At 32.1% G+C, this 20892-nt stretch carries 21 protein-coding genes and 1 tRNA gene; 11 read left to right on the forward strand and 11 right to left on the reverse strand.

Annotated elements, in window-relative coordinates; genetic code table 11:
- The first annotated feature begins 241 nt into the window (after positions 1-241).
- Positions 242-847, forward strand: coding sequence for a GH25 family lysozyme (locus tag ACIQ06_RS09225; protein ID WP_396145676.1), 606 nt, complete (start codon positions 242-244; stop codon positions 845-847).
- On the opposite strand, the gene ACIQ06_RS09230 is transcribed toward ACIQ06_RS09225, so the two are convergent.
- The 5 genes from ACIQ06_RS09230 to ACIQ06_RS09250 all read right to left on the reverse strand — a co-directional run bounded on the left by ACIQ06_RS09230 (position 844) and on the right by ACIQ06_RS09250 (position 4052).
- The gene (locus ACIQ06_RS09230) at positions 844-1074 is read right to left on the reverse strand and encodes a DUF5808 domain-containing protein (RefSeq protein ID WP_396145678.1); all 231 of its coding nucleotides are present in this window, start codon (positions 1072-1074) and stop codon (positions 844-846) included. The two genes, ACIQ06_RS09225 and ACIQ06_RS09230, sit on opposite strands and share 4 nt — an antisense overlap.
- A 4-nt stretch (positions 1075-1078) precedes the next feature.
- Positions 1079-1846, reverse strand: coding sequence for an LPS export ABC transporter ATP-binding protein (lptB, locus tag ACIQ06_RS09235; RefSeq protein WP_298304389.1), 768 nt, complete (start codon positions 1844-1846; stop codon positions 1079-1081).
- A gap of 82 nt (positions 1847-1928) precedes the next feature.
- Positions 1929-2279 carry a carboxymuconolactone decarboxylase family protein gene (locus ACIQ06_RS09240; protein WP_396145680.1) on the reverse strand — a complete coding sequence of 117 codons (351 nt, stop codon included), beginning with the start codon at positions 2277-2279 and terminating at the stop codon, positions 1929-1931.
- A complete protein-coding gene (gene tatC, locus ACIQ06_RS09245) occupies positions 2263-3087 on the reverse strand; it encodes a twin-arginine translocase subunit TatC (RefSeq protein ID WP_396145682.1) in 825 nt (274 codons plus the stop codon). The genes ACIQ06_RS09240 and tatC overlap by 17 nt, the downstream gene beginning before the upstream one ends.
- Complete coding sequence (locus tag ACIQ06_RS09250) at positions 3087-4052, reverse strand: SIS domain-containing protein (protein WP_396145684.1); 966 nt, start codon at positions 4050-4052, stop codon at positions 3087-3089. The genes tatC and ACIQ06_RS09250 overlap by 1 nt, the downstream gene beginning before the upstream one ends.
- An 86-nt stretch (positions 4053-4138) precedes the next feature.
- Here ACIQ06_RS09250 and recQ point away from each other — a divergent pair, with 86 nt between their 5' ends.
- Complete coding sequence (gene recQ / locus ACIQ06_RS09255) at positions 4139-6334, forward strand: DNA helicase RecQ (protein WP_396145686.1); 2196 nt, start codon at positions 4139-4141, stop codon at positions 6332-6334.
- A 54-nt stretch (positions 6335-6388) separates the two neighbouring features.
- Here recQ and ACIQ06_RS09260 read toward each other — a convergent pair whose 3' ends face one another.
- Positions 6389-6625 (reverse strand): hypothetical protein, encoded by a 237-nt coding sequence (locus tag ACIQ06_RS09260; RefSeq protein WP_396145688.1) that lies wholly within the window; start codon positions 6623-6625, stop codon positions 6389-6391.
- A gap of 59 nt (positions 6626-6684) precedes the next feature.
- On the opposite strand from ACIQ06_RS09260, the gene ACIQ06_RS09265 reads away from it, so the two are divergent.
- The 3 genes from ACIQ06_RS09265 to ACIQ06_RS09275 are packed head-to-tail and all read left to right on the forward strand — an operon-like array spanning position 6685 to position 11191.
- Positions 6685-7737, forward strand: a complete 1053-nt coding sequence (locus ACIQ06_RS09265) for a DUF2891 domain-containing protein (protein ID WP_396145690.1) — start codon at positions 6685-6687, stop codon at positions 7735-7737.
- 33 nt (positions 7738-7770) lie between these two features.
- Entirely contained in the window at positions 7771-9336 is a 1566-nt protein-coding gene (locus ACIQ06_RS09270; RefSeq protein ID WP_396145692.1) for an NAD(P)/FAD-dependent oxidoreductase, read from the forward strand.
- Between the two features lie 10 nt (positions 9337-9346).
- Positions 9347-11191, forward strand: coding sequence for a hypothetical protein (locus tag ACIQ06_RS09275; RefSeq protein ID WP_396145694.1), 1845 nt, complete (start codon positions 9347-9349; stop codon positions 11189-11191).
- Positions 11192-11233: 42 nt separating this feature from the next.
- On the opposite strand, the gene ACIQ06_RS09280 is transcribed toward ACIQ06_RS09275, so the two are convergent.
- Positions 11234-12328 carry a bifunctional methionine sulfoxide reductase B/A protein gene (locus ACIQ06_RS09280; RefSeq protein ID WP_396145696.1) on the reverse strand — a complete coding sequence of 365 codons (1095 nt, stop codon included), beginning with the start codon at positions 12326-12328 and terminating at the stop codon, positions 11234-11236.
- 162 nt (positions 12329-12490) lie between these two features.
- Between ACIQ06_RS09280 and idi the strand changes: the two genes are divergently transcribed.
- From idi to ACIQ06_RS09310, 6 genes are all read left to right on the forward strand, one after another.
- Positions 12491-13018: an isopentenyl-diphosphate Delta-isomerase gene (idi, locus tag ACIQ06_RS09285; RefSeq protein WP_396145698.1), complete on the forward strand. Its 528-nt coding sequence runs from the start codon at positions 12491-12493 to the stop codon at positions 13016-13018.
- 12 nt (positions 13019-13030) lie between these two features.
- On the forward strand, positions 13031-13441 hold the full coding sequence (locus tag ACIQ06_RS09290) for a 6-carboxytetrahydropterin synthase (protein ID WP_298304368.1): 411 nt from the start codon (positions 13031-13033) through the stop codon (positions 13439-13441).
- 1 nt (position 13442) lies between these two features.
- Complete coding sequence (locus tag ACIQ06_RS09295; protein ID WP_396145700.1) at positions 13443-13898, forward strand: peroxiredoxin; 456 nt, start codon at positions 13443-13445, stop codon at positions 13896-13898.
- A gap of 111 nt (positions 13899-14009) precedes the next feature.
- Positions 14010-14972, forward strand: coding sequence for a type I phosphomannose isomerase catalytic subunit (locus tag ACIQ06_RS09300; RefSeq protein WP_396145703.1), 963 nt, complete (start codon positions 14010-14012; stop codon positions 14970-14972).
- A gap of 55 nt (positions 14973-15027) precedes the next feature.
- Positions 15028-15294 (forward strand): hypothetical protein, encoded by a 267-nt coding sequence (locus ACIQ06_RS09305; protein WP_345089034.1) that lies wholly within the window; start codon positions 15028-15030, stop codon positions 15292-15294.
- Positions 15295-15374: 80 nt separating this feature from the next.
- Positions 15375-15448: transfer RNA gene (locus ACIQ06_RS09310), tRNA-Thr, on the forward strand.
- A gap of 387 nt (positions 15449-15835) precedes the next feature.
- On the opposite strand, the gene ACIQ06_RS09315 is transcribed toward ACIQ06_RS09310, so the two are convergent.
- The 4 genes from ACIQ06_RS09315 to ACIQ06_RS09330 form a co-directional block, all read right to left on the reverse strand.
- Positions 15836-15979, reverse strand: coding sequence for a T9SS type A sorting domain-containing protein (locus ACIQ06_RS09315; protein ID WP_396145757.1), 144 nt, complete (start codon positions 15977-15979; stop codon positions 15836-15838).
- Positions 15921-19073, reverse strand: a complete 3153-nt coding sequence (locus tag ACIQ06_RS09320; protein WP_396145706.1) for a M43 family zinc metalloprotease — start codon at positions 19071-19073, stop codon at positions 15921-15923. Before ACIQ06_RS09320 ends, ACIQ06_RS09315 begins: the two co-directional genes overlap by 59 nt.
- Before the next feature lie 247 nt (positions 19074-19320).
- The gene (locus tag ACIQ06_RS09325) at positions 19321-20274 is read right to left on the reverse strand and encodes a transketolase family protein (protein ID WP_396145708.1); all 954 of its coding nucleotides are present in this window, start codon (positions 20272-20274) and stop codon (positions 19321-19323) included.
- Positions 20275-20892 (reverse strand): hypothetical protein, encoded by a 618-nt coding sequence (locus ACIQ06_RS09330; protein WP_396145710.1) that lies wholly within the window; start codon positions 20890-20892, stop codon positions 20275-20277.

Raw genomic sequence — 20892 nt, forward strand, 5'->3', positions numbered from 1 at the left:
CTTTTATGGCAAAAGCTACCACGAGAAAAACACCAATTCGAAAAAGAGCTACCAAGAAAAAGCAAACTTTTTTTTCTTTAAAGTTTATTATTATATCGCTTTTGATTATTCTTTTTTCTTTAGGAATATATCACTATCGTAATGCTATTCTATATTATTTTAGTTTCAAAACAGATAAAGTTTTAAAAGAAGATAAAGTGGCTCAAGCTAGAATTTATCAAATTTTAAAGCTCATAAAGAATTGACTTTCGGGTTTGATGTTTCTCAATATCAAGGCGAAATAGATTGGGAACAAATAGATTCTGTTGAAAATAAATTTCCATTACATTTTGTGCTTATTAGAGCAACAGCCGGAAATAATAAAGAGGATTCGGAGTTTGATGACAATTGGAAAGCTGCCAAAGAACATCATTTTATTCGTGGAGCTTACCATTATTATCGTCCAAACGAAAATTCAATCGAACAAGCCGAAAATTTTATTAAGACAGTAACTTTGCAAAAAGGTGATTTGCCTCCAGTATTAGATATAGAACAATTGCCAAAAGAGCAATCTATTGATAGTTTGAAAGTAGGATTGAAACGTTGGTTGAAAAAAATTGACGCACATTATAAGGTGAAACCTATTATCTATACCGGCGAAAAATATTATGAAGATTTTCTAAAAGAGGAATTCAAAGGATATACTTTTTGGGTTGCCAATTATAATTTCTTTGTAGAAAATATAAAAGAAGATTGGCTTTTTTGGCAATTCACAGAAAAAGCAACAATAAAAGGAATCAATGAAAAAGTTGATTTGAATATTTATAACGGTACACCTAAAATGTTAGAATATTTGACGATTAATTAATTTCCGTTTAATGAAATCATATAAATTATAAATCCGAAAAAGCACGCCATGCCTATCAAAAATAAGTAGGATTTTGGATGTGCAAAATTTATAGTTGCACCAAGATTCGGGTTTCGTTTATCAACTAATAATCTGTTGTCTTCTTTGTTATAATAAAACAAACCCCATTTCCAATTATTAGGGTCTTTATGCCAATTATCTAAAGTTTCTTTCGATGGATTTTCCATTTTTTTAAACGTCTAAATCTACTTTTGGAGCATTAAAGTCAATTTTGGTTTTACGTAATTCAAAATTCTGACCTAAATAAACTCTTCTAACCATCTCATCTTCAACTAATTCTTCAGGTTTTCCAGCTTTTAGAATTCCTCCTTCAAACATTAAGTAGGTTTTATCAGTAATAGCCAAAGTTTCTTGAACGTTGTGGTCAGTAATCAAAATTCCGATGTTTTTATTTTTTAACTGAGCCACAATTCTCTGAATATCTTCAACTGCAACAGGGTCAACTCCTGCAAAAGGTTCGTCAAGTAAGATAAATTTTGGATCGGTTGCTAATGCACGAGCAATCTCAGTTCTACGACGTTCACCACCAGAAAGTAAATCACCACGATTGGTTCTAATGTGTTCCAAACTGAATTCATGAATTAAGCTTTCCATTTTTGCAATTTGCTCTTCTTTTGTGTGATTTGTCAATTGCAATACACTCAAGATATTATCTTCAATACTTAATTTTCTAAAAACAGATGCTTCTTGAGCCAAATAACCAATACCATTTTGAGCACGTTTGTACATAGGAAACTCAGTAATATTCATGTCATCAAGATAAATATTTCCAGAATTTGGTTTTACCAATCCAACAATCATATAGAAAGAAGTAGTTTTTCCAGCACCATTTGGTCCCAAAAGCCCAACGATTTCTCCTTGATTTACTTCAACAGAAATTCCTTTTACAACGCTTCTACCTTTGTAGGTTTTGATTAAATTTTCGGCTCTTAATTTCATATCTAGATTATTAGATTTTTAGAAAGTTAGATTTTTAGACAAATTAACGAATAAACATATAACCTAATTGATGATTTAACAATTATTTAGTTTCTTCCTCTAATGATTCCCAAAATTCGTACGCTCTTCTTAAATGAGGAATAACTATAGTTCCACCAACTAAAGTCGCAATTCCCATAGCCTCCATCATTTCTTCTTTTGTAATACCTTCTTTGTGTGAGGTTTCTAAATGGTATTTTATACAATCATCACATCTAAGAACTGTTGAAGCTACTAAACCCAAAAGTTCTTTAGTTTTTACATCTAATGCACCTTCTGCGTAGGCATTAGTATCTAAATTGAAAATACGTTTTACAATTTTATTATTGTCAGCCAATAACTTTTCGTTCATTTTAGAACGATATTCATTAAATTCTTTAACTTGATTGCTCATCTGCTTTTAAACGTCTTTTTACTACGAATGCCGATATAAATATACTGACTTCATAAATTAATAACATTGGAATTGATACTATAATTTGGCTTACCACATCTGGTGGCGTAACTATTGCTGCTACAAAAAGAATAATTACGATGCCATATTTTCGGTATTTTCTAAGAAACTGTGGAGTAACTAAACCTAATTTTGTTAGGAAATAAATAATAATTGGTAATTCGAAAAACAAACCACATGCAATTACAGATGTTTTTATCATACCTATATAAGAGTCAACATTGAATTCGTTTTTAATAACACTACTTACAGTAAATGTGGCAAAAAAGTTAACCGACATTGGAACGATTACATAGTAACCGAATAAAACGCCAAGAAAGAATAAAATAGAGGCAATAAAAATAAAATATTTAGCATTTTTTCGTTCTTTTTCATAAAGTGCCGGACTAATAAAACTCCATAACAACCATAATATGTAGGGAAAAGCAAAAATAAATCCAGCCGTTATACAAGTCCAAATTAATATAGTGACTTGACCTTCCATATCTGTATTTTGAATCACAAACGGTAATTCAGTAACACAAATACTTTCCTGAAATCCAACGTAGTTGGATAACTCACAAAACAAACGATAAGTTATAAAATTTGGATTTGTTGGTCCGAAAATAATATTGTCAAATATAAAATCACTTATGAAAAAAGTTGCTGTTGCTCCAATTAGAACAGCAATTGTACTTCTTACCAACAACCATCTTAATTCTTCAAGATGTTCCATAAAGGACATTTCCTTCATTTCTTTTTTAGCCATTATACAATTCCTTCTTTTAAAATATCGTGTAAATGAATCACTCCTTTATATTGATCATTATCAACTACAACTAATTGTGTAATTGAAAAATCTTCCAATATGTTTAGTGCATCAACTACCATATCAGATGTTTTTATTGTTTTTGGATTTACCGTCATAATATCTTTTGCAGTTAATCCTGTAATGGTTTCTGTTTTATTTAGCATTCTTCTGATGTCGCCATCCGTTATAATACCAACTACTTTATCATTTTCAATAACAGCAGCAACACCTAGTCTTTTCTCAGAAATTTCAACAATTACATTTTTGATACTTGAGTCTGGACTTACAAATGGTTTTCTGCTAGTATCCAACATATCTTGAACTCTCAATAATAATTTTTTTCCTAAAGCACCTCCTGGATGATATTTTGCAAAATCTTCAGCTTTAAAATTTCTCATTTCCATTAAAGCAACTGCCATAGCATCACCCATAACTAACTGTGCTGTTGTGCTATTAGTTGGAGCCAAATTATTTGGACAAGCTTCACTTTCTACATAAGTATTTAAGGTAATATCAGATTCTTTTCCTAAAAATGAAGTTATATTACCAGTAATTCCAATTAGTTTATTACCAAATCTTTTTAATAACGGTACCAGAACTTTTATTTCTGGACTATTACCACTTTTTGAGATACAAATAACAACATCTCCATCTTGAACCATTCCTAAATCACCATGAATAGCTTCAGATGCATGTAAAAACATAGAAGGTGTTCCTGTTGAGTTCATTGTGGCAACAATTTTTTGTGCAATAATGGCACTTTTTCCAATTCCAGTAACAATTAAACGTCCTTTGGTATTGTATGTAATTTCAACAGCTTCTACAAAGCTATTGTCAATGAAATCAGTAAGTTTTGCAATTGACTGGCTCTCTGATAAGAGTGTTTTTTTGGCCGATTCAATGATGTTTTCTTTAGTTATCAAAATAGATTTGTTATAAAATTTGTATGAATAAAAGAAAGTTGTATATTTATGGTTGCAAATTTATGTAAAAATACTATTAAGTAAGAATGAATTCAAACGAAATTGACATACACAAAGAATTAAAAAAATATTTTGGTTTTAACCATTTCAAAGGTTTACAAGAAAAGGTTATCAAAAGTATTTTGGCAAAAGAAAATACATTTGTAATTATGCCAACAGGTGGCGGAAAGTCATTGTGCTATCAACTGCCTTCGCTTGTTCAAGAAGGAACTGCAATTGTAGTTTCTCCTTTGATTGCTTTAATGAAGAATCAAGTTGATGCTATAAGAAGTGTTTCAACTAATGATGGCATCGCGCATGTATTAAATTCGTCATTGACCAAAACCGAAATCAATCAGGTTAAAAAGGATATTACTTCTGGTATAACCAAACTATTATATGTAGCACCAGAGTCATTAACAAAAGAGGAATATGTAGAGTTTTTACAATCTGTTCCAATATCTTTTGTTGCTATTGATGAAGCACATTGTATTTCAGAATGGGGACATGACTTTAGACCTGAATACAGAAATTTACGAACTATTATTAAACAACTTGGGAATGTTCCTGTTATTGGATTAACAGCTACAGCAACTCCAAAAGTTCAAGAAGATATACTTAAGAATTTAGATATGTCTGATGCTACTACTTACAAAGCATCGTTCAATCGTCCGAATTTATTTTATGAAGTACGAACAAAAACCAAGAATATTGAAGCTGATATAATCCGATTTATAAAACAAAACAAAGGTAAATCAGGAATTATATATTGCTTAAGCCGAAAGAAAGTTGAAGCAATCGCTGAAGTTTTACAAGTAAACGGAATCAGTGCTGTTCCTTATCATGCAGGTTTGGATGCAAAAACTAGAGCAAAACATCAAGACATGTTCCTTATGGAGGATGTTGAAGTTGTTGTTGCAACAATCGCCTTCGGAATGGGAATTGACAAACCAGACGTTCGTTTTGTAATTCATCATGATATTCCAAAATCTTTAGAAAGTTATTATCAAGAAACAGGTCGCGCAGGTCGTGATGGAGGAGAAGGACATTGTTTAGCGTATTACTCTTATAAAGATGTAGAAAAGTTAGAAAAATTCATGTCAGGTAAACCAGTTGCTGAACAAGAAATTGGCTATGCTCTTTTACAAGAAGTAGTTGCCTATGCAGAAACTTCTATGTCAAGACGTAAGTTTTTATTACATTATTTTGGTGAAGAGTTCGATAGCGAAACAGGTGAAGGTGCCGACATGGACGACAATGTTCGTAATCCAAAAGCTAAAGTTGAATCTAAAGACAATGTCAAAAAATTATTAGAAGTTGTTCGCGATACCAAATATTTATATAAATCTAAAGAAGTTGTTTTTACCTTAATTGGAAGAGTAAATGCAACCATAAAAGCTCATAGAACCGATACTCAATCCTTTTTTGGTTGCGGAAAAGACCAAGAAGAACGCTATTGGATGGCTTTAATTCGTCAAGTTTTAGTAGACGGAATGCTTACAAAAGATATTGAAACTTATGGAATTTTAAAAGTTTCAGATAAAGGTCACGACTATATTAAGAATCCAACTTCCTTCATGATGTCAGAAGATCATGAATATAATGAAGCAGAAGATGATGCCATTGTAACAGCAGCTAAATCTTCAGGAACTGCTGATGAAGCTTTGATGGCGATGTTACGTGATTTACGTAAAAAAGTAGCAAAAAAATTGGGTGTTCCACCTTTCGTTGTTTTTCAAGATCCATCTTTAGAAGATATGGCTTTGAAATACCCAATTACTATGGATGAATTGATAAATATTCATGGAGTAGGTGAAGGTAAAGCGAAGAAGTATGGAAAAGAATTCGTAGAATTAATTAGCAGATATGTAGAAGATAACGACATTATTCGTCCAGATGATTTGGTTGTAAAATCTACTGGAGCTAATTCTGCAAACAAATTATATATCATTCAAAATATCGACAGAAAACTTTCTTTAGAAGATATTGCTTCTGCAAAAGGGATGAAAATGGATGATTTGCTAAAAGAAATGGAGCAAATTGTTTATTCAGGAACAAAATTGAATATCAAATATTGGATTGATGAAATACTAGATGAAGATCAACAAGAAGAGATTCACGATTATTTCATGGATTCAGAAACTGATAAAATTGAAGATGCTCTAAAAGAATTCGACGGCGATTATGATATCGAAGAATTACGATTAATGCGAATTAAATTTATTAGCGAAGTAGCTAACTAGGATGCAGTGTTCAGTGTTCAGTTGACAGAACTGATTACTGAGCACTGATTACTGCTAACTGTAAATCTCTCCTCGATGCGGTTTCAATGCATCACGAACTTGAATCATATTTTCGTCTGTAACTACCATAAATGCTATGGCATACATTTCATTTAAAACTTCAAATCCAGTGATGTTAATTGGTACCTGTTCTATTGCAATATATTCTTTCAAATGAATTTCATGATGTTCAGCTGTTTTTGCAGCAACTTCACCACGAAAATCCCATATAAGTTTTATTTTTCTTGACATCTTTAATAAAATTGAACGTCAAAGATAACTTTTTATTAAATTTGAAGAAATTCAAGATTATGAAATGTTTCAGATATGTGTTTTTTATTTTCTCAATTACATGTTCAGCTCAAAACCTTACTTTGAGTGATGCAAACCATCTAGCTTCTTTACCTATAAAATGTCTTCAACAAGAATATCCTAATAAGTTAGGTCAAATGCTCATTGATAGTACAGAGATTAAATCTCCAAAAGAGCTTCATCCAACTTTTTATGGATGTTTTGATTGGCATTCTTCTGTTCATGGTCATTGGAGTTTAGTTTATTTACTTAAGAAGTTTCCAAATCTTGAAAAAAGAGAAGAGATTATTAAAAAATTAAAAATAAATCTTTCAAAGCAAAATATTCAATCTGAAATAGATTACTTAAATAAAAAGCATGAAAAATCATTTGAACGAACTTATGGTTGGAATTGGTTATTGAAATTACAACTTGAATTAGAAACTTTTGATGATCCATTTGCAAAAGAACTAGCTCAAAACCTAAAGCCATTATCTAATTTAATTATAGAAAGATATATAGAGTTTTTACCAAAACTATTATATCCAATTCGTGTTGGAACACATTCTAATTCAGCATTTGGCTTGACTTATGCATGGGATTATGCTGTTTTTTCTAATAATATTGAGTTTCAAAATGTAATAAAATCCAATGCAAAGCGATTGTATTTATCAGATAAGGATTGCCCATTTAGTTGGGAGCCAAGCGGTACCGATTTTCTTTCACCTTGTTTTGAAGAAATGGCACTTATGCAACGTGTTTTATCAAAAAATGAGTTCATTGTTTGGTTAAAAAAGTTTGCTCCACAATTATTTAGTAAAAAGTTTACTATTGAAACTGCTAAAGTTTCTGATAGAACCGATGGGCATTTGGTACATCTAGACGGATTAAATTTTAGTAGAGCATGGAATCTTTATTACCTTATCAATCAATATCCTAAAGAGTTTTCGCATCTAAAAAAAGTTGCCGATATTCATTTAAACTTTTCTTTACCTTCAATTGTAGATGGAAATTATGAAGGAGAACATTGGTTGGCTTCCTTTGCTTTAAGAGCATTTGAAGAAAAAAAATAATTCATTTGATTACTTTTGTCAAAAATTACCTTTATGCCTCGCGAAATTCAAACTCAAGTCTCACCAGAAGTAGCTCACAACGAATCATTAATTAATGAACATGTTGCAAGATTATTGAATACTTCTGTGAAGGAAATTCAAAAGGTTGTGGTTTTAAAACGTTCAATTGATGCTCGTCAAAAAGCTATCAAATTCAATGTAAAAGCAACTGTTTATTTTAAAGGTGAAGATTTTATTGAACAAAAAATTGAACTTCCAGAATATAAAAATGTATCTAATTCACAAGAAGTAATAATTGTTGGCGCTGGTCCAGCTGGACTTTTCGCAGCTTTACAACTTGTAGAACTTGGTTTAAAACCTATTGTAATTGAAAGAGGAAAAGACGTTCGTGGCAGAAGAAGAGATTTGAAAGCCATAAACGTTGACCATATTGTTAATGAGGATTCCAATTACTGTTTTGGTGAAGGTGGCGCAGGAACTTATTCAGACGGAAAATTATATACTCGTTCCAAAAAACGTGGCGATGTTGACAGAATTTTGAGATTATTAGTAGGTTTTGGAGCTTCAGATGATATTCTAGTAGAAGCTCATCCACACATCGGAACCAATAAACTACCTCAAATTATTCAAGATATACGTGAGAAAATAATAGAATGTGGCGGAAAAGTTTTGTTTGAAACTCGCGTAACGGATTTCATTATAAAAAATAATGAAATTCAAGGAATTGTAACCCAAAATGGCGATACTATTTCGGCAAATAAAGTAATTCTTGCAACAGGACATTCAGCTAGAGATATTTTTGAATTATTGGATAAAAAGAAAATTTTCATTGAAGCTAAACCATTTGCATTAGGAGTTAGAGCAGAACATCCACAGGAATTGATTGATAAAATCCAATATTCGTGTGATTTCCGTGGTGAATTTTTACCGCCATCACCTTATTCTATTGTAAAACAAGTAAACGGTCGAGGAATGTACTCGTTTTGCATGTGTCCTGGTGGCGTAATTGCTCCTTGCGCAACAAGTCCAGGTGAAGTGGTAACTAATGGTTGGTCGCCTTCAAAACGTGATCAAGCTACTGCAAATTCAGGAATAGTTGTCGAATTGAAATTAGAAGATTTTAAACCCTTTGCTAAATTCGGAGCACTTGCCGGAATGGAATTTCAAAAAGCTATAGAACAAAAAGCATGGCATTTGGCAGGTCAAACTCAAAAAGTTCCTGCACAACGAATGGTTGATTTTACTCAAAATAAAGTTTCTACAACTATTCCAAAAACTTCTTATGTTCCAGGAACGACTTCAGTAGAAATGGGACAAGTTTTACCGGGATTTCTATCTCAAATTATGAGGGAAGGATTTAATGAATTTGGAAAAACAATGCGAGGATATTTGACAAACGATGCAATTCTTCACGCACCAGAAAGCAGAACATCATCTCCAGTCAGAATTCCGAGAGATAACGAGACTTTAGAACATGTTCAAATAAAAGGTTTGTATCCGTGTGGTGAAGGAGCAGGTTATGCCGGCGGAATTATTTCTGCTGCCATCGATGGCGAAAAATGTGCTTTAAAAATAGCTGAAACTTTAAAGATGCTCTAAAAAATAGGTTATGAAGAATTTCATCATTTTAATTTTAATAGTTTTTTCTTTTCAAATTGGTTTTGCTCAAGTTGAACATGTAAATCAATTGTATAGTAATGGCAAACCCAAAGAAGTTGGTACATATGTCGACGGAAAGAAAAATGGTGAATACATTACCTACTACGAAAATGGTAACGTTAGGTCTTATGCCAATTATATTTTCGGAAAACGACAAGGTGTTCAAAAAGAGTTTTACAAAAATGGTCAGCTTAGGTCGGAATTAGAATGTATTAATGATGTTTGTCACGGAATTAGTAAGACTTATTATATAGACGGAAAATTAGAATCTTCTTCTCGTAATAAAAATGGAGTTAAAGATGGAAAAGTTGTCGGTTACAACAAGGATGGGGTATTAACTGTGAAGGAAGAATGGGATAACGGTAAACTTGTAGGAGAGAGTGTTTATTATTACGATTCAGGTCAAATTAGAAGAAGAGTAGTTTTAGATAAAAAAGGAAATGTAAAAACAACAGAGTCTTACTACGAAAATGGGAAGAAAAACTTTTTTTCTGATGTTGATAAAAATGGAAATGGCGTTAATTATTCCATATATCCAAATGACACTATAAAGTCTAGAAATTATGTAAAAAACCATAAAATAGTTAAAGAAGAAACATTTACAGAGCAAGGAAAACGCAAGAAAATTACTGAATATAACGAAGATAATACTTATAAGAATATCAAAGATTTTGATGATTATGAAAACTTAAAAAGTGATTCAAATTACGAAAATCATAAAATGGTTAATTCCATAGTATATAATGGTGACATAATTGAAAAAGCGAAACATAAAAATGGCCATCGTGATGGCGATTTTGAGTCTTTTTATTTGAATGGTACTTTGGCAGAAAAAGGAACTTATTTTAAAAGCGAAAAAATAGGAAAGTGGAAATCCTATTATGAAGATGGTGCTATTAAATTTATTGGGAATTACGTAAAAACTAGTGATAGAGGCAATTTTAAAGATAGTATTCATACCTACTATTTCAATTCAGGTCAAATTGAAAAATTTGAAAATTATTACATCGCAAAGATTAATAGAAGTAGTAATAGACCAGATGATTTTTATGAAAGAACTCACAAAACTGGACAATGGAAAACGTTCTATGAAAATGGTAAATTGAGTCAAATTGCCAATTATAATGAAGATAAATTGCACGGTGAATTTATTGAATATTTTAACGACGAAACTAATTCTGTAAAGTTCAAATGCACTTATCGCAACGGACTAAAAATTGGTTTAGAACAAGAATATTATGAAAACGGAAAACTTTACAAGTCTAAAGAAAAAGATAGTAATGGTTATCAAATAGGAAAAGATATTGTCATTTTTGAGAATGGTATTGTAAAAGAACTAATAGAATATTTAGAAAGCCAAAAACAAGGAAAATATCTTCAAAATTATGAAAACGGAAAACCAAAAGTTGAAGGACGCTACAATTCAGGACAAGAAATAGGAATTTGGAATTATTACTACAACAACGGAAAATTGTTCAAGTCAATTAGGTATGATGAAGGCGTTAAAGAGAAAACATTCTTTTATAATGATGGAGTTAAATTTGCTCACATTTTATATGATTATGACGAAGATAGCGCCAATGAAACCTTTACTTTTTACAATAAATTGGGTGCGATTATTTCGTTTCAAGAATTGTTTGACAAGAAATGTGATAATTGTAAAATAATCGAATTTAATGTAACTATCAACACAGAAGAAGATGATATCTTTTTTGTAAATTTAAGTGCAATGGATGAAGTTCAGAAAAGATCAATAAGTTCAAATTTTACTTTCAATTCAGTCAATCATAAATAAAAAAAAACCGCTCATTTTCATAAGCGGTTCTTTAATTAACAATTAGTTCTTTTTCAATCTATCTTTAAAAACCTTTTCAAATTTTTCAATTTTGGGTTGAATTACCATTTGGCAATAAGGTTTGTCTTTGTTGTTTTCATAATAACCTTGGTGATATTCTTCTGCTTTATAGAATTTTTTTAGAGGTTCTAAAGTCGTTACAATTTTATTTGCAAATACTTTTTCATTCAATTCAGTAATCAAATTTTGAGCTGCTTTTTTCTCGTTTTCGTTTTTATAAAAAATCACAGAACGGTATTGTGTTCCTGAATCAGCACCTTGACGATTTAGTGTTGTCGGGTCGTGAACAGTAAAAAATACTTGAAAGATTTCATCTAAATTAGTTTTAGTTTTGTCGTATGTGATTTCCACAACTTCTGCAGCGCCAGTTCTACCAGTACAAACTTGCTCATAACTTGGATCTTCTACCATGCCACCAGCATAACCAGAGTAAACGCTTTTTACACCTTCAAGGTTTTGATAAACGGCTTCTACACACCAAAAACAACCACCACCAAGAACAATAGTTTCTAAGTTTCCAGTATTTGAAGCAACTGCATCTGGAACAAAATCTAACGAAATGGCATTCATACAATATCTTTTACCTGTTGGCTCCGGACCATCATCAAATAAATGTCCTAAGTGCGAATCACATCGTCCGCAATTGGCTTCAATTCTTCTCATTCCATAAGAATTGTCATCTTTAAAAGTGATACTTTCTTTATTGTCTTGTTCGAAGAAACTTGGCCAACCACAACTGCTCGTGAATTTTTGATTGGATTTAAATAATTTGTAGCCACAAGTCGCACAATAGTAAGTTCCTTTGGTTTCATCATTCCACATGGTTCCTGTAAAAGCTCTTTCGGTATCTGCTTCTCTCGCTACAGCATACAAATCAGGTGATAAAACTTTTTTCCATTCGGCATTTGAAACATTTAGTTTCATAGTATCCGTATTTGAATAGTAAGGATTTTCGGGTTTACTAATTACATTTTCCATAGCTGAAGTATCTTTTTTTGAAGTTTTTTTGTTTGATTGTCCACAAGCCGTTAGCGTAAGCAAAGGAATCAAAAACAAAATAGTGATTATTTTTCTCATAACAATTAAATTAATTGATGTACAAATTTACAATAGAAGTACGTTGCAAAATGTCTTACAGTTTACAAATTGAGATGATTTAAGGAAAGTTTAACGGTTGTTGACGCTACTAAATTCTGTTAGGATTTATTTTTTCGTATTTTTGACCATCATAAAAAATCTATGAAAGAAGAACAAGTAATTTTAGTCAACGAAAAAGACGAACCTATTGGTTTAATGAACAAACTTGAAGCTCACGAAAAAGCAGTTTTGCATCGTGCGTTTTCGGTATTTGTTTTAAATGATAAAAATGAAGTCATGTTGCAACAACGTGCACATCACAAGTATCATTCACCTTTACTTTGGACAAACACTTGTTGCAGTCATCAACGTGCTGGCGAAACTAACATAGAAGCTGGAAAACGTCGTTTATTCGAAGAAATGGGTTTCAAAACTGAATTGAAGGAATTGTTTCATTTCATCTACAAAGCACCATTTGATAACGGTTTAACCGAACACGAACTAGATCATGTAATGATTGGCTATTCTAATGAAGAACCAAACATCAATTGTGAAGAAGTAGAAAGCTGGAAATGGATGACCATTGAAGATATCAAAGAAGATATGATTCAAAATCCTGATATTTATACAGTTTGGTTCAAAATAATATTTGATGAGTTTTACCATTATCTAGAAGAACATAAATTATAAACCCATAACTAAATGAAAGTTACCGTTTCAAGAAAAGCACATTTCAACGCAGCACATCGATTGTATCGAAAAGATTGGTCAATGGAGCAAAACGATTTGGTTTTTGGAAAATGCAATAATCCCAATTTTCATGGACACAATTATGAGTTAATCGTTTCTGTTACAGGTGAAATTGACCAAGAAACTGGTTTCGTAATTGATGTAAAAATATTGTCAGATTTGATTAAAGAACATATCGAAAATGCTTTTGATCATAAAAATTTGAATCTTGATGTTCCAGATTTTGCCGATTTAAATCCAACTGCCGAAAATATTGCGGTTGTAATTTGGAATAAATTAAGGAAATACATTGATACTAATAAAGAATTAGAAGTGGTTCTTTATGAGACACCAAGAAATTTTGTAACCTATAAAGGAAACTAATATGTCTTTAAAAATAGGAGATAAGCTTCCCAGTTTTTCAGCAAAAGATACTAATGGAAACATTTTTAATTCGCAAGACTATATTGGAAAACAACCACTTGTAATTTACTTTTATCCAAAAGATGATACACCTGGTTGCACAGCGCAAGCTTGCAGTTTTAGAGATAATTATCAAGAATTTAAAGATTTAGGAGCCGAAGTAATCGGAATTAGTTCTGATACTGTGACTTCTCATTTAAAGTTTAAAAGCAAATTCAATCTTCCATTTATTTTACTTTCAGATAATGATAAAAAACTGCGTAAACTTTTTGGTGTTCAAAACAGTTTGTTTATAATTCCAGGTCGTGAAACCTTTGTAATTGATAAACAAGGTGTGGTGATAATGGTTTTTAATAGTATGTCATCTGAAATTCATATTACAAAAGCACTAAAAGTTTTGAAAAAATTGACAAATTAGTTTTGGGTTAGCTATACTTTTTAACCATTCACCGAACTTGCTATATAATTGATAGAAATTATTAATTCGTTACGTTAAAAATATCCATCTTTGCATTCAAAATTATAACAAATGAAATTTTATCCCTTGCAATTTCAACCTATTCTTAAAGATAGAATTTGGGGCGGAACAAAACTGAAAGATTATTTAAACAAACCAATTTCATCAGAAATCACAGGTGAAAGTTGGGAAATTTCTACTGTAGAAAATGATGTTAGTGTAATTGCTAATGGAGTTTTTGCAGGAAAATCGTTAAACGAATTAATAAATGAATCTCCAGAGCAAGTTTTAGGAACAAAAGTTTATGAAAAGTTCGGAAAACAATTCCCACTACTTTTTAAATATCTTGATGCTCGCGAGGATTTATCTATTCAAGTGCATCCTAATGATGAATTGGCGGCTAAACGACATAATTCCTTTGGTAAAACCGAAATGTGGTACGTTATGCAAGCCGACCAAGATGCAAGATTAATTGTTGGTTTCAAAGAAAAATCCTCTCAAAAAGAATATTTAGAGAATCTTGAAAACAAAACTTTAATTGATATTCTGGATACCAAAAAGGTAAAAAAAGGAGATGTTTTCTTTTTAGAAACCGGAACGGTTCACGCAATTGGTGCAGGAACTGTAATTGCAGAAATCCAACAAACATCTGACATTACTTATAGATTGTACGATTTTGATAGAGTAGATGCTAATGGGAATACACGAGAGCTTCATGTTGATTTAGCGTTAGATGCTATAAATTATGATGTAGTTGATGCTGAAAAAAGCTATTCTAAAGTTGAAAACGAAGCTAATGCTATAGTTGATTGTCCTTATTTCACAACAAATTTTATTCCTCTTGATGGAAGTTTAGAAGTTGTAAATGATGAAAATTCCTTTTTAGTTTATATGTGTGTTGAAGGAAGTTTTGAATTAAAACATGATGATGTAAACTATTCTTATAAGACAGGTGATACGGTTTTAATTCCAGCAAAAATGAGCGAATTTGAAATTCACGGAAAAGCATCTATGTTAGAAATTTACATTTCTTAACTTGTATTCAAAAGATTATGTGTAATTTTGCACCTGAATTTAAAAAATAAAGAAAATGCCAAGCGTTAAAAATTTAAAAAAAGACATCAACTTCGTTTTAGGAGATATTATTGAAGCAGTTTATATTCACGAAATGACTAGCGAAGGAAAGCCAACAGCAGCTACTAATGCAGTTATAGATGAAGCAATTACATCTTTTGATGCTTTAATCGTTAAGGTTAATGCTAAAAAAGTAGAAAATAAAAAAGCGCATTTCAAACAAATCAATGCAGAATTAGAACAAACTGCTAATCAATTGATTGAAAAAATCAACGCACTTTAATTAAAAAAATCATCAAAAAAGTGTAAAAAAGTTTTGGAGATTTAAAAATCACTATTATATTTGCACCAGAAATGAGACCGGCCAGCGTAGCTCAGTTGGCTAGAGCAGCTGATTTGTAATCAGCAGGTCGTGGGTTCGAGTCCCTCCGCCGGCTCTTCGTAAAACCATCACAGCAATGTGGTGGTTTTTTATTTGTATTAAATCCATAAAAAAATCCATCTAGTTTTAATTAGCCCTTCGCTACTTTAGGAATCCTTTCGTGTGGTTTTTTTTCAAAACTCATAAAAAAACATTTTTTCAAGATATAACATTTTTATTATTAGTTAAACAAAAAAAACCGGATATAAATAAAAATGTAAAAATAATTTTATTTTTTTAGGAGTCTAGTTGTGCGGATATTTCCCACAACAGATAGTCTCGATTTGCATTCTGTCCATACAAAGAAAAAAAAATCATTCAATTCGTGGTAGAACCATATTTATTATAAAAACAGCCATTAAAAATAAGGGCTATTTTATTTAAAGATGTAAATTAAATTCTTTTAGTTCTTTATTATTTTTTGAAAATAGGTAAATTCAGAACTATTGATTTTGATGATATATATACCCGATTGGCAATTGGATAAATCAATGTTTTTTTTCACCGGTAGTAAAAGAATCACTTTCTTCAAATACAATCCTACCACTGATATCAAACACTTGAAGGTCAATTTCACCACTAAAATTTGGGATGTTTATAGTAATCAATCCTGTTGATGGATTAGGTGTTACTGTTATATTTTCTATTGAAAAAGTTTCAATACCCAATGGTTGACAGTAAGCCGTAATGGTTTGGGTGGTTGTAGATGTACATCCGGCGGCATTAACTTTGGTTAGCGTAATTATACCCGGTAAACTAGTCCAGTTGATGTTTACACTGGGTTGGTTATTAATTGAGCCAGTTATAGTGCCACCGCCACCGGTTATAGACCAAGTCACTGATTCTGCTGTATTAACCACAGTAGAGTTGTTGGTAATGTTTTCATTCACACGGGTTAGACACGCAGTAGTACTTCCCATAATTGCTGATGGAGATGCAGTATTAATGATAATGGGTGAACTAGTACCCAAAAGCACATTAGCACTACTTTTGACTGTTACGATGTAGGTTCCATTTTGAGTGAAATTGTATGTTGGATTGGTTGCCGTTGTTGTAAAACTAGTTCCCAATGTGGTATTGGTAAAAGTCCAAATAAAAGAAGTTCCACAAACATTTGGAAAGAATTTAAACGTATTACAAGCGGTAATATATTTGCAAATTACATTGGGGGTGTTAGGTGCAAAATAAGCTGTTTCTTGTTTGGCATCAATGACATTAGGCAATGCAGGCCATGCAATAGCGTTAGGAACTGTTGTTCTGGGACCATTAGTTGTAAAGTTACAGGCGTTAGGATTTTCTGTAGTTGAGAGTTCATTTGGATTGTGAATTACGGATAATTGCTGATCATATCCAATATCCGTCATCGTAATGTACAGTTTATTATCCGGACCCATTTGTATGTTCCAAAGCCCAGTAAGCGTAGATGCAACTTCTTTTCTGGTATTGTTTATATTTAACGAATTAACATTAAACTGGTATAATTTTTTAGCAAAATAATCAGTGACATATAACAAGTTGGAATCAGGACTAAACGAACAGCCAAACATCTGGCCAAAAAGACCTGTTGATTGTGGTAATGCAATGGAAGAAAAAACAGCTCCCACCAAACCCTCTGCCTTATTAAAGTCGTAGATACGGCTAGTAAAGATTGCGTTATCTACGTTCCAAATAAGAAGCTTATTGCCATTAGGTGATATTTCAATCATATTATCCGTCGAATAGCCACCACCTATTGGAGTAAGTATCCTTTCGCTATGGTATGTCAAACCGGAACTTGTTAGAGAAAACACTACTAAATAAGGAGTACTTACTTTATTTAATATAGCCAAAATCCAATAATCGTTGCTACCGCATTTTTTTACTGCAGAAATTCCGCTTAATCCCAATAAAGCCCCATCTGCAGCAGCATCAAAACCATAAGTTGCCGGCAATGTTATAGGTTGTTGTATGACTCCCATAGTAGCAGTTGTTCCCGAGACATTGACTATATTATATCGGAATCCTCTATCGGACGAAGTTTCATAATGAGGCTGTTGGGTAAAAATATAATATTCTGAGATTTCATTTCCTACGAGTGGTGGTTTTGGAATCGGCAATACCTGATAACTGTTACTGCCAACATCAATCATCATTAAATCTGTTGTGTTGATTTGAACATGTTGGTTATTCCAAACTTTAAAACTGTTGGTATAAAAAAGTAAATTCCCGTTGGCATCACACTGCGAATTACACGATACGTTATTTTGGTCGAGATATGGAAAAGTTGAATCAAAAACAGCCTCTCCAGTTCTAAAATCTAATCCACAATGGTTACTAACATACCAATAAGCATTGCTGTTATTGATAGGTGCGCAATTAGTAACATAAATCTTTTCAGTAGAAACACTTGAACTTCCGGTGCTGTTTGTCACTGTTAAAGTTACGGTATAAGGTGAATTGGCTGCTGAAGTATATATATGTGATGCGTTTTGTGTATTGGCCGTATTCGGATTGGAAACTGTGGCAAAATTATCCCCAAAATCCCAGGAATAAGTTGTTGCAAATGGTGCATTAAAAGTTGTTGCCACTGTAGAACTGGCGCAAGGTGAAAAATTACTTGGTGTTATAGTTGATGAGATTAAGTTAGATGAGCCACAAGTTGCTGTATAGATTAAGTTTTGAGTTGTGTATAAAGTACTTCTGCTTGAACTTAAAACCGCCAACATTCGCTCAATTTGTCCAGTTGTAAAATGGTTTTGACAATAGTTATTACCATAATCCATATAATTGGATAAATCGTCCAAGATTGCGGGCGTCTCAACACAAGAATTGGTTCCAGTTATACAATTAAAATTGGGTGCGGCAACTCTTGGTGTATCACAAACCTTATCACCATCCGAATAACAGTCGCCAGCACTCGCTGAACAACCGCCTTCGAAAGTATGATATAAACCAAGGTAATGACCTACTTCATGAACCAATACTTTTCCCAAATTATAATTGGGAAACATATTTGGATTTCCATTTCCAAAAACATCATATCGCATTACAATTCCATCGAAAATATATGACGTATTGGGAAACATTGAATATCCCAATATTCCTGAAGCAGTTCCGTCAATACTCTTAACAACCCATATTCTTAAGTATCTTTCTTTGGTTATTTGCGTATTTGCTGTATCGACTAAGTCTTGCTGTGCATTAGAAAAATGATTGGATAATGTAGCATTGTTAACATGAATAATGCCCATTGTGGTTTGTTCGTCCGAGGCAGTTACAGTTGGTATTGGATTTGCACCATCGACCTTGGTTGCTAAACAAAATTTTATTCCGGTATTTAAAAAATAATCATTGAGTGCCGTGATCTGGTTTACTACCTGTGCATCCGAGATATTGGTTAAAGCGGTTCCATCATGTACAATATAAACCACCACAGGAATGGTGATAGAACCTGGCGGTGGAATAGCGCTTTCGGTTTTATTGGCAACACTAATTCGGGCATTTCTTAAATCTTTTTCAAACGATTCTAATCTTTGCTTTACCTCAGGAAAATTATCCGTCAAACTCTTTAATAATGCGTCCGTTACACAAGGTTCACTAGTAGTTTGGGAATAAGAAACAGTGTTAATAAAAACGAAAAGGGTAAATAAAATTTTTTTCATAAATCAGTTTTTTACTTTAGATGCATTAAAACAAAAAAGGTTGCGTTATCTAATTAAAATAGTGAAAATAAAAACAGGCATCGCCAATAACCCCAGCTGCGCAAAGTGTTCTTTATTGATCTGAGCTGTGCAAATGTATCCAGACTTTGCGCAGCTAGGTGTTTTTTTTATTTGTATTAAATTCATAAAAAAATCCGTGTCGTTCAAAATCTTTAACGACACGGATTTTGTATTTATATAAGAAAAATTACTTTCTCTTAATTACTCTTTCTACAGCTTCAACAATAGCTTCGTTGTTAAGTTTGTATTTATTCATTAATTGCTCTGGAGTTCCGCTTTCACCAAATGAATCTTGAACAGCTACAAACTCTTGTGGTGTAGGATTATTTAAAGCTAATGTTCTTGCAACACTTTCTCCTAAACCACCAAGTATATTATGCTCTTCGGCAGTTACTACACAACCAGTTTTTGCAACAGATTTTAGAATTGCGTCTTCATCCAAAGGTTTAATGGTGTGAATATTGATTACTTCAGCAGAAATTCCTTTTGCTTCAAGTGCTTCAGCTGCAATTAACGCTTCCCAAACTAAATGACCAGTAGCGATAATAGTTACATCGGTTCCTTCGTTTAACATAATTGCTTTTCCAATAACAAAAGGTTCGTCAGCTGGCATAAAATTAGGTACCACTGGACGACCAAAACGCAAATAAGCTGGCCCATGATGATCTGCTAATGCAATTGTTGCTGCTTTGGTTTGATTGTAATCACAAGTGTTGATTACAGTCATTCCTGGCAACATCTTCATCAAACCAATATCTTCCAATATTTGGTGTGTTGCTCCATCTTCACCAAGTGTCAAACCTGCGTGTGAAGCACAAATTTTCACATTTTTATCTGAGTAAGCTACCGATTGACGAATTTGATCGTAAACTCTTCCAGTAGAAAAGTTAGCGAAAGTTCCTGTAAATGGAATTTTGCCACCAATAGTTAAACCTGCTGCAATTCCAATCATGTTAGCTTCAGCAATTCCGATTTGGAAAAAGCGTTCTGGATGATTTTTTTTGAAATCGTCAAACTTTAACGAACCAATTAAATCGGCGCAAAGTGCAACAACATTTTCGTTTTTCTGTCCCAATTCGGTCATTCCTGCGCCAAATCCTGAACGTGTATCTTTACTTCCTGTGTTAGTATATTTTTTCATTTAATTTGGAATGTATAATTGTGTGTTTATGTCTTTTTTTGGTGAAATTTTAAAAATATGATCTTTAAAATTTTTTTGTTTAATTGTAATTTTTGATGGATAAGGAAAGGTAATTTTGAAATTAGCATTTTCAAGCCGAAGGTGTGCGCATCGACTTAAGAAACTTTCATTTAATTTGAAGTTGCTTTCATCATAAATTACTTCAATCGTTTTTTTTATTTTTTTATTTTTCTTGTTTGAATACGCGAAAATTGTGAGTTGTTTGGATTGGTTCACTTTTTTTTCCTCTTTCTCATAATAATAAGTCGCAAAAGTGTGATTTTTTTCAATTGCTTTCGTCTTGTTACTTTCAATATATTGAAATGCAATATCATTTAATTTTTTATGAATTTCGAATTTATGAGAAGTATTATTTTTATAATCTATCAAACTACCCTTCATTGAATAGCTACTCCCAGAAAAATAATAGGTAGTATCAGAGGAATTAAAAAGAAAAAAATCAATCACATTGTTTTGGTTATTTGTATATTCTATAAATGAATCAAAAGTATAAGAACTTTTTGTAGTATCCTTTTTTAATAAAAAAATAGTAATTAATGATAAAATAATTATTTTCAT

The organism is Flavobacterium sp., from assembly GCF_044341265.1.
In the GTDB taxonomy this organism is placed as follows: domain Bacteria; phylum Bacteroidota; class Bacteroidia; order Flavobacteriales; family Flavobacteriaceae; genus Flavobacterium.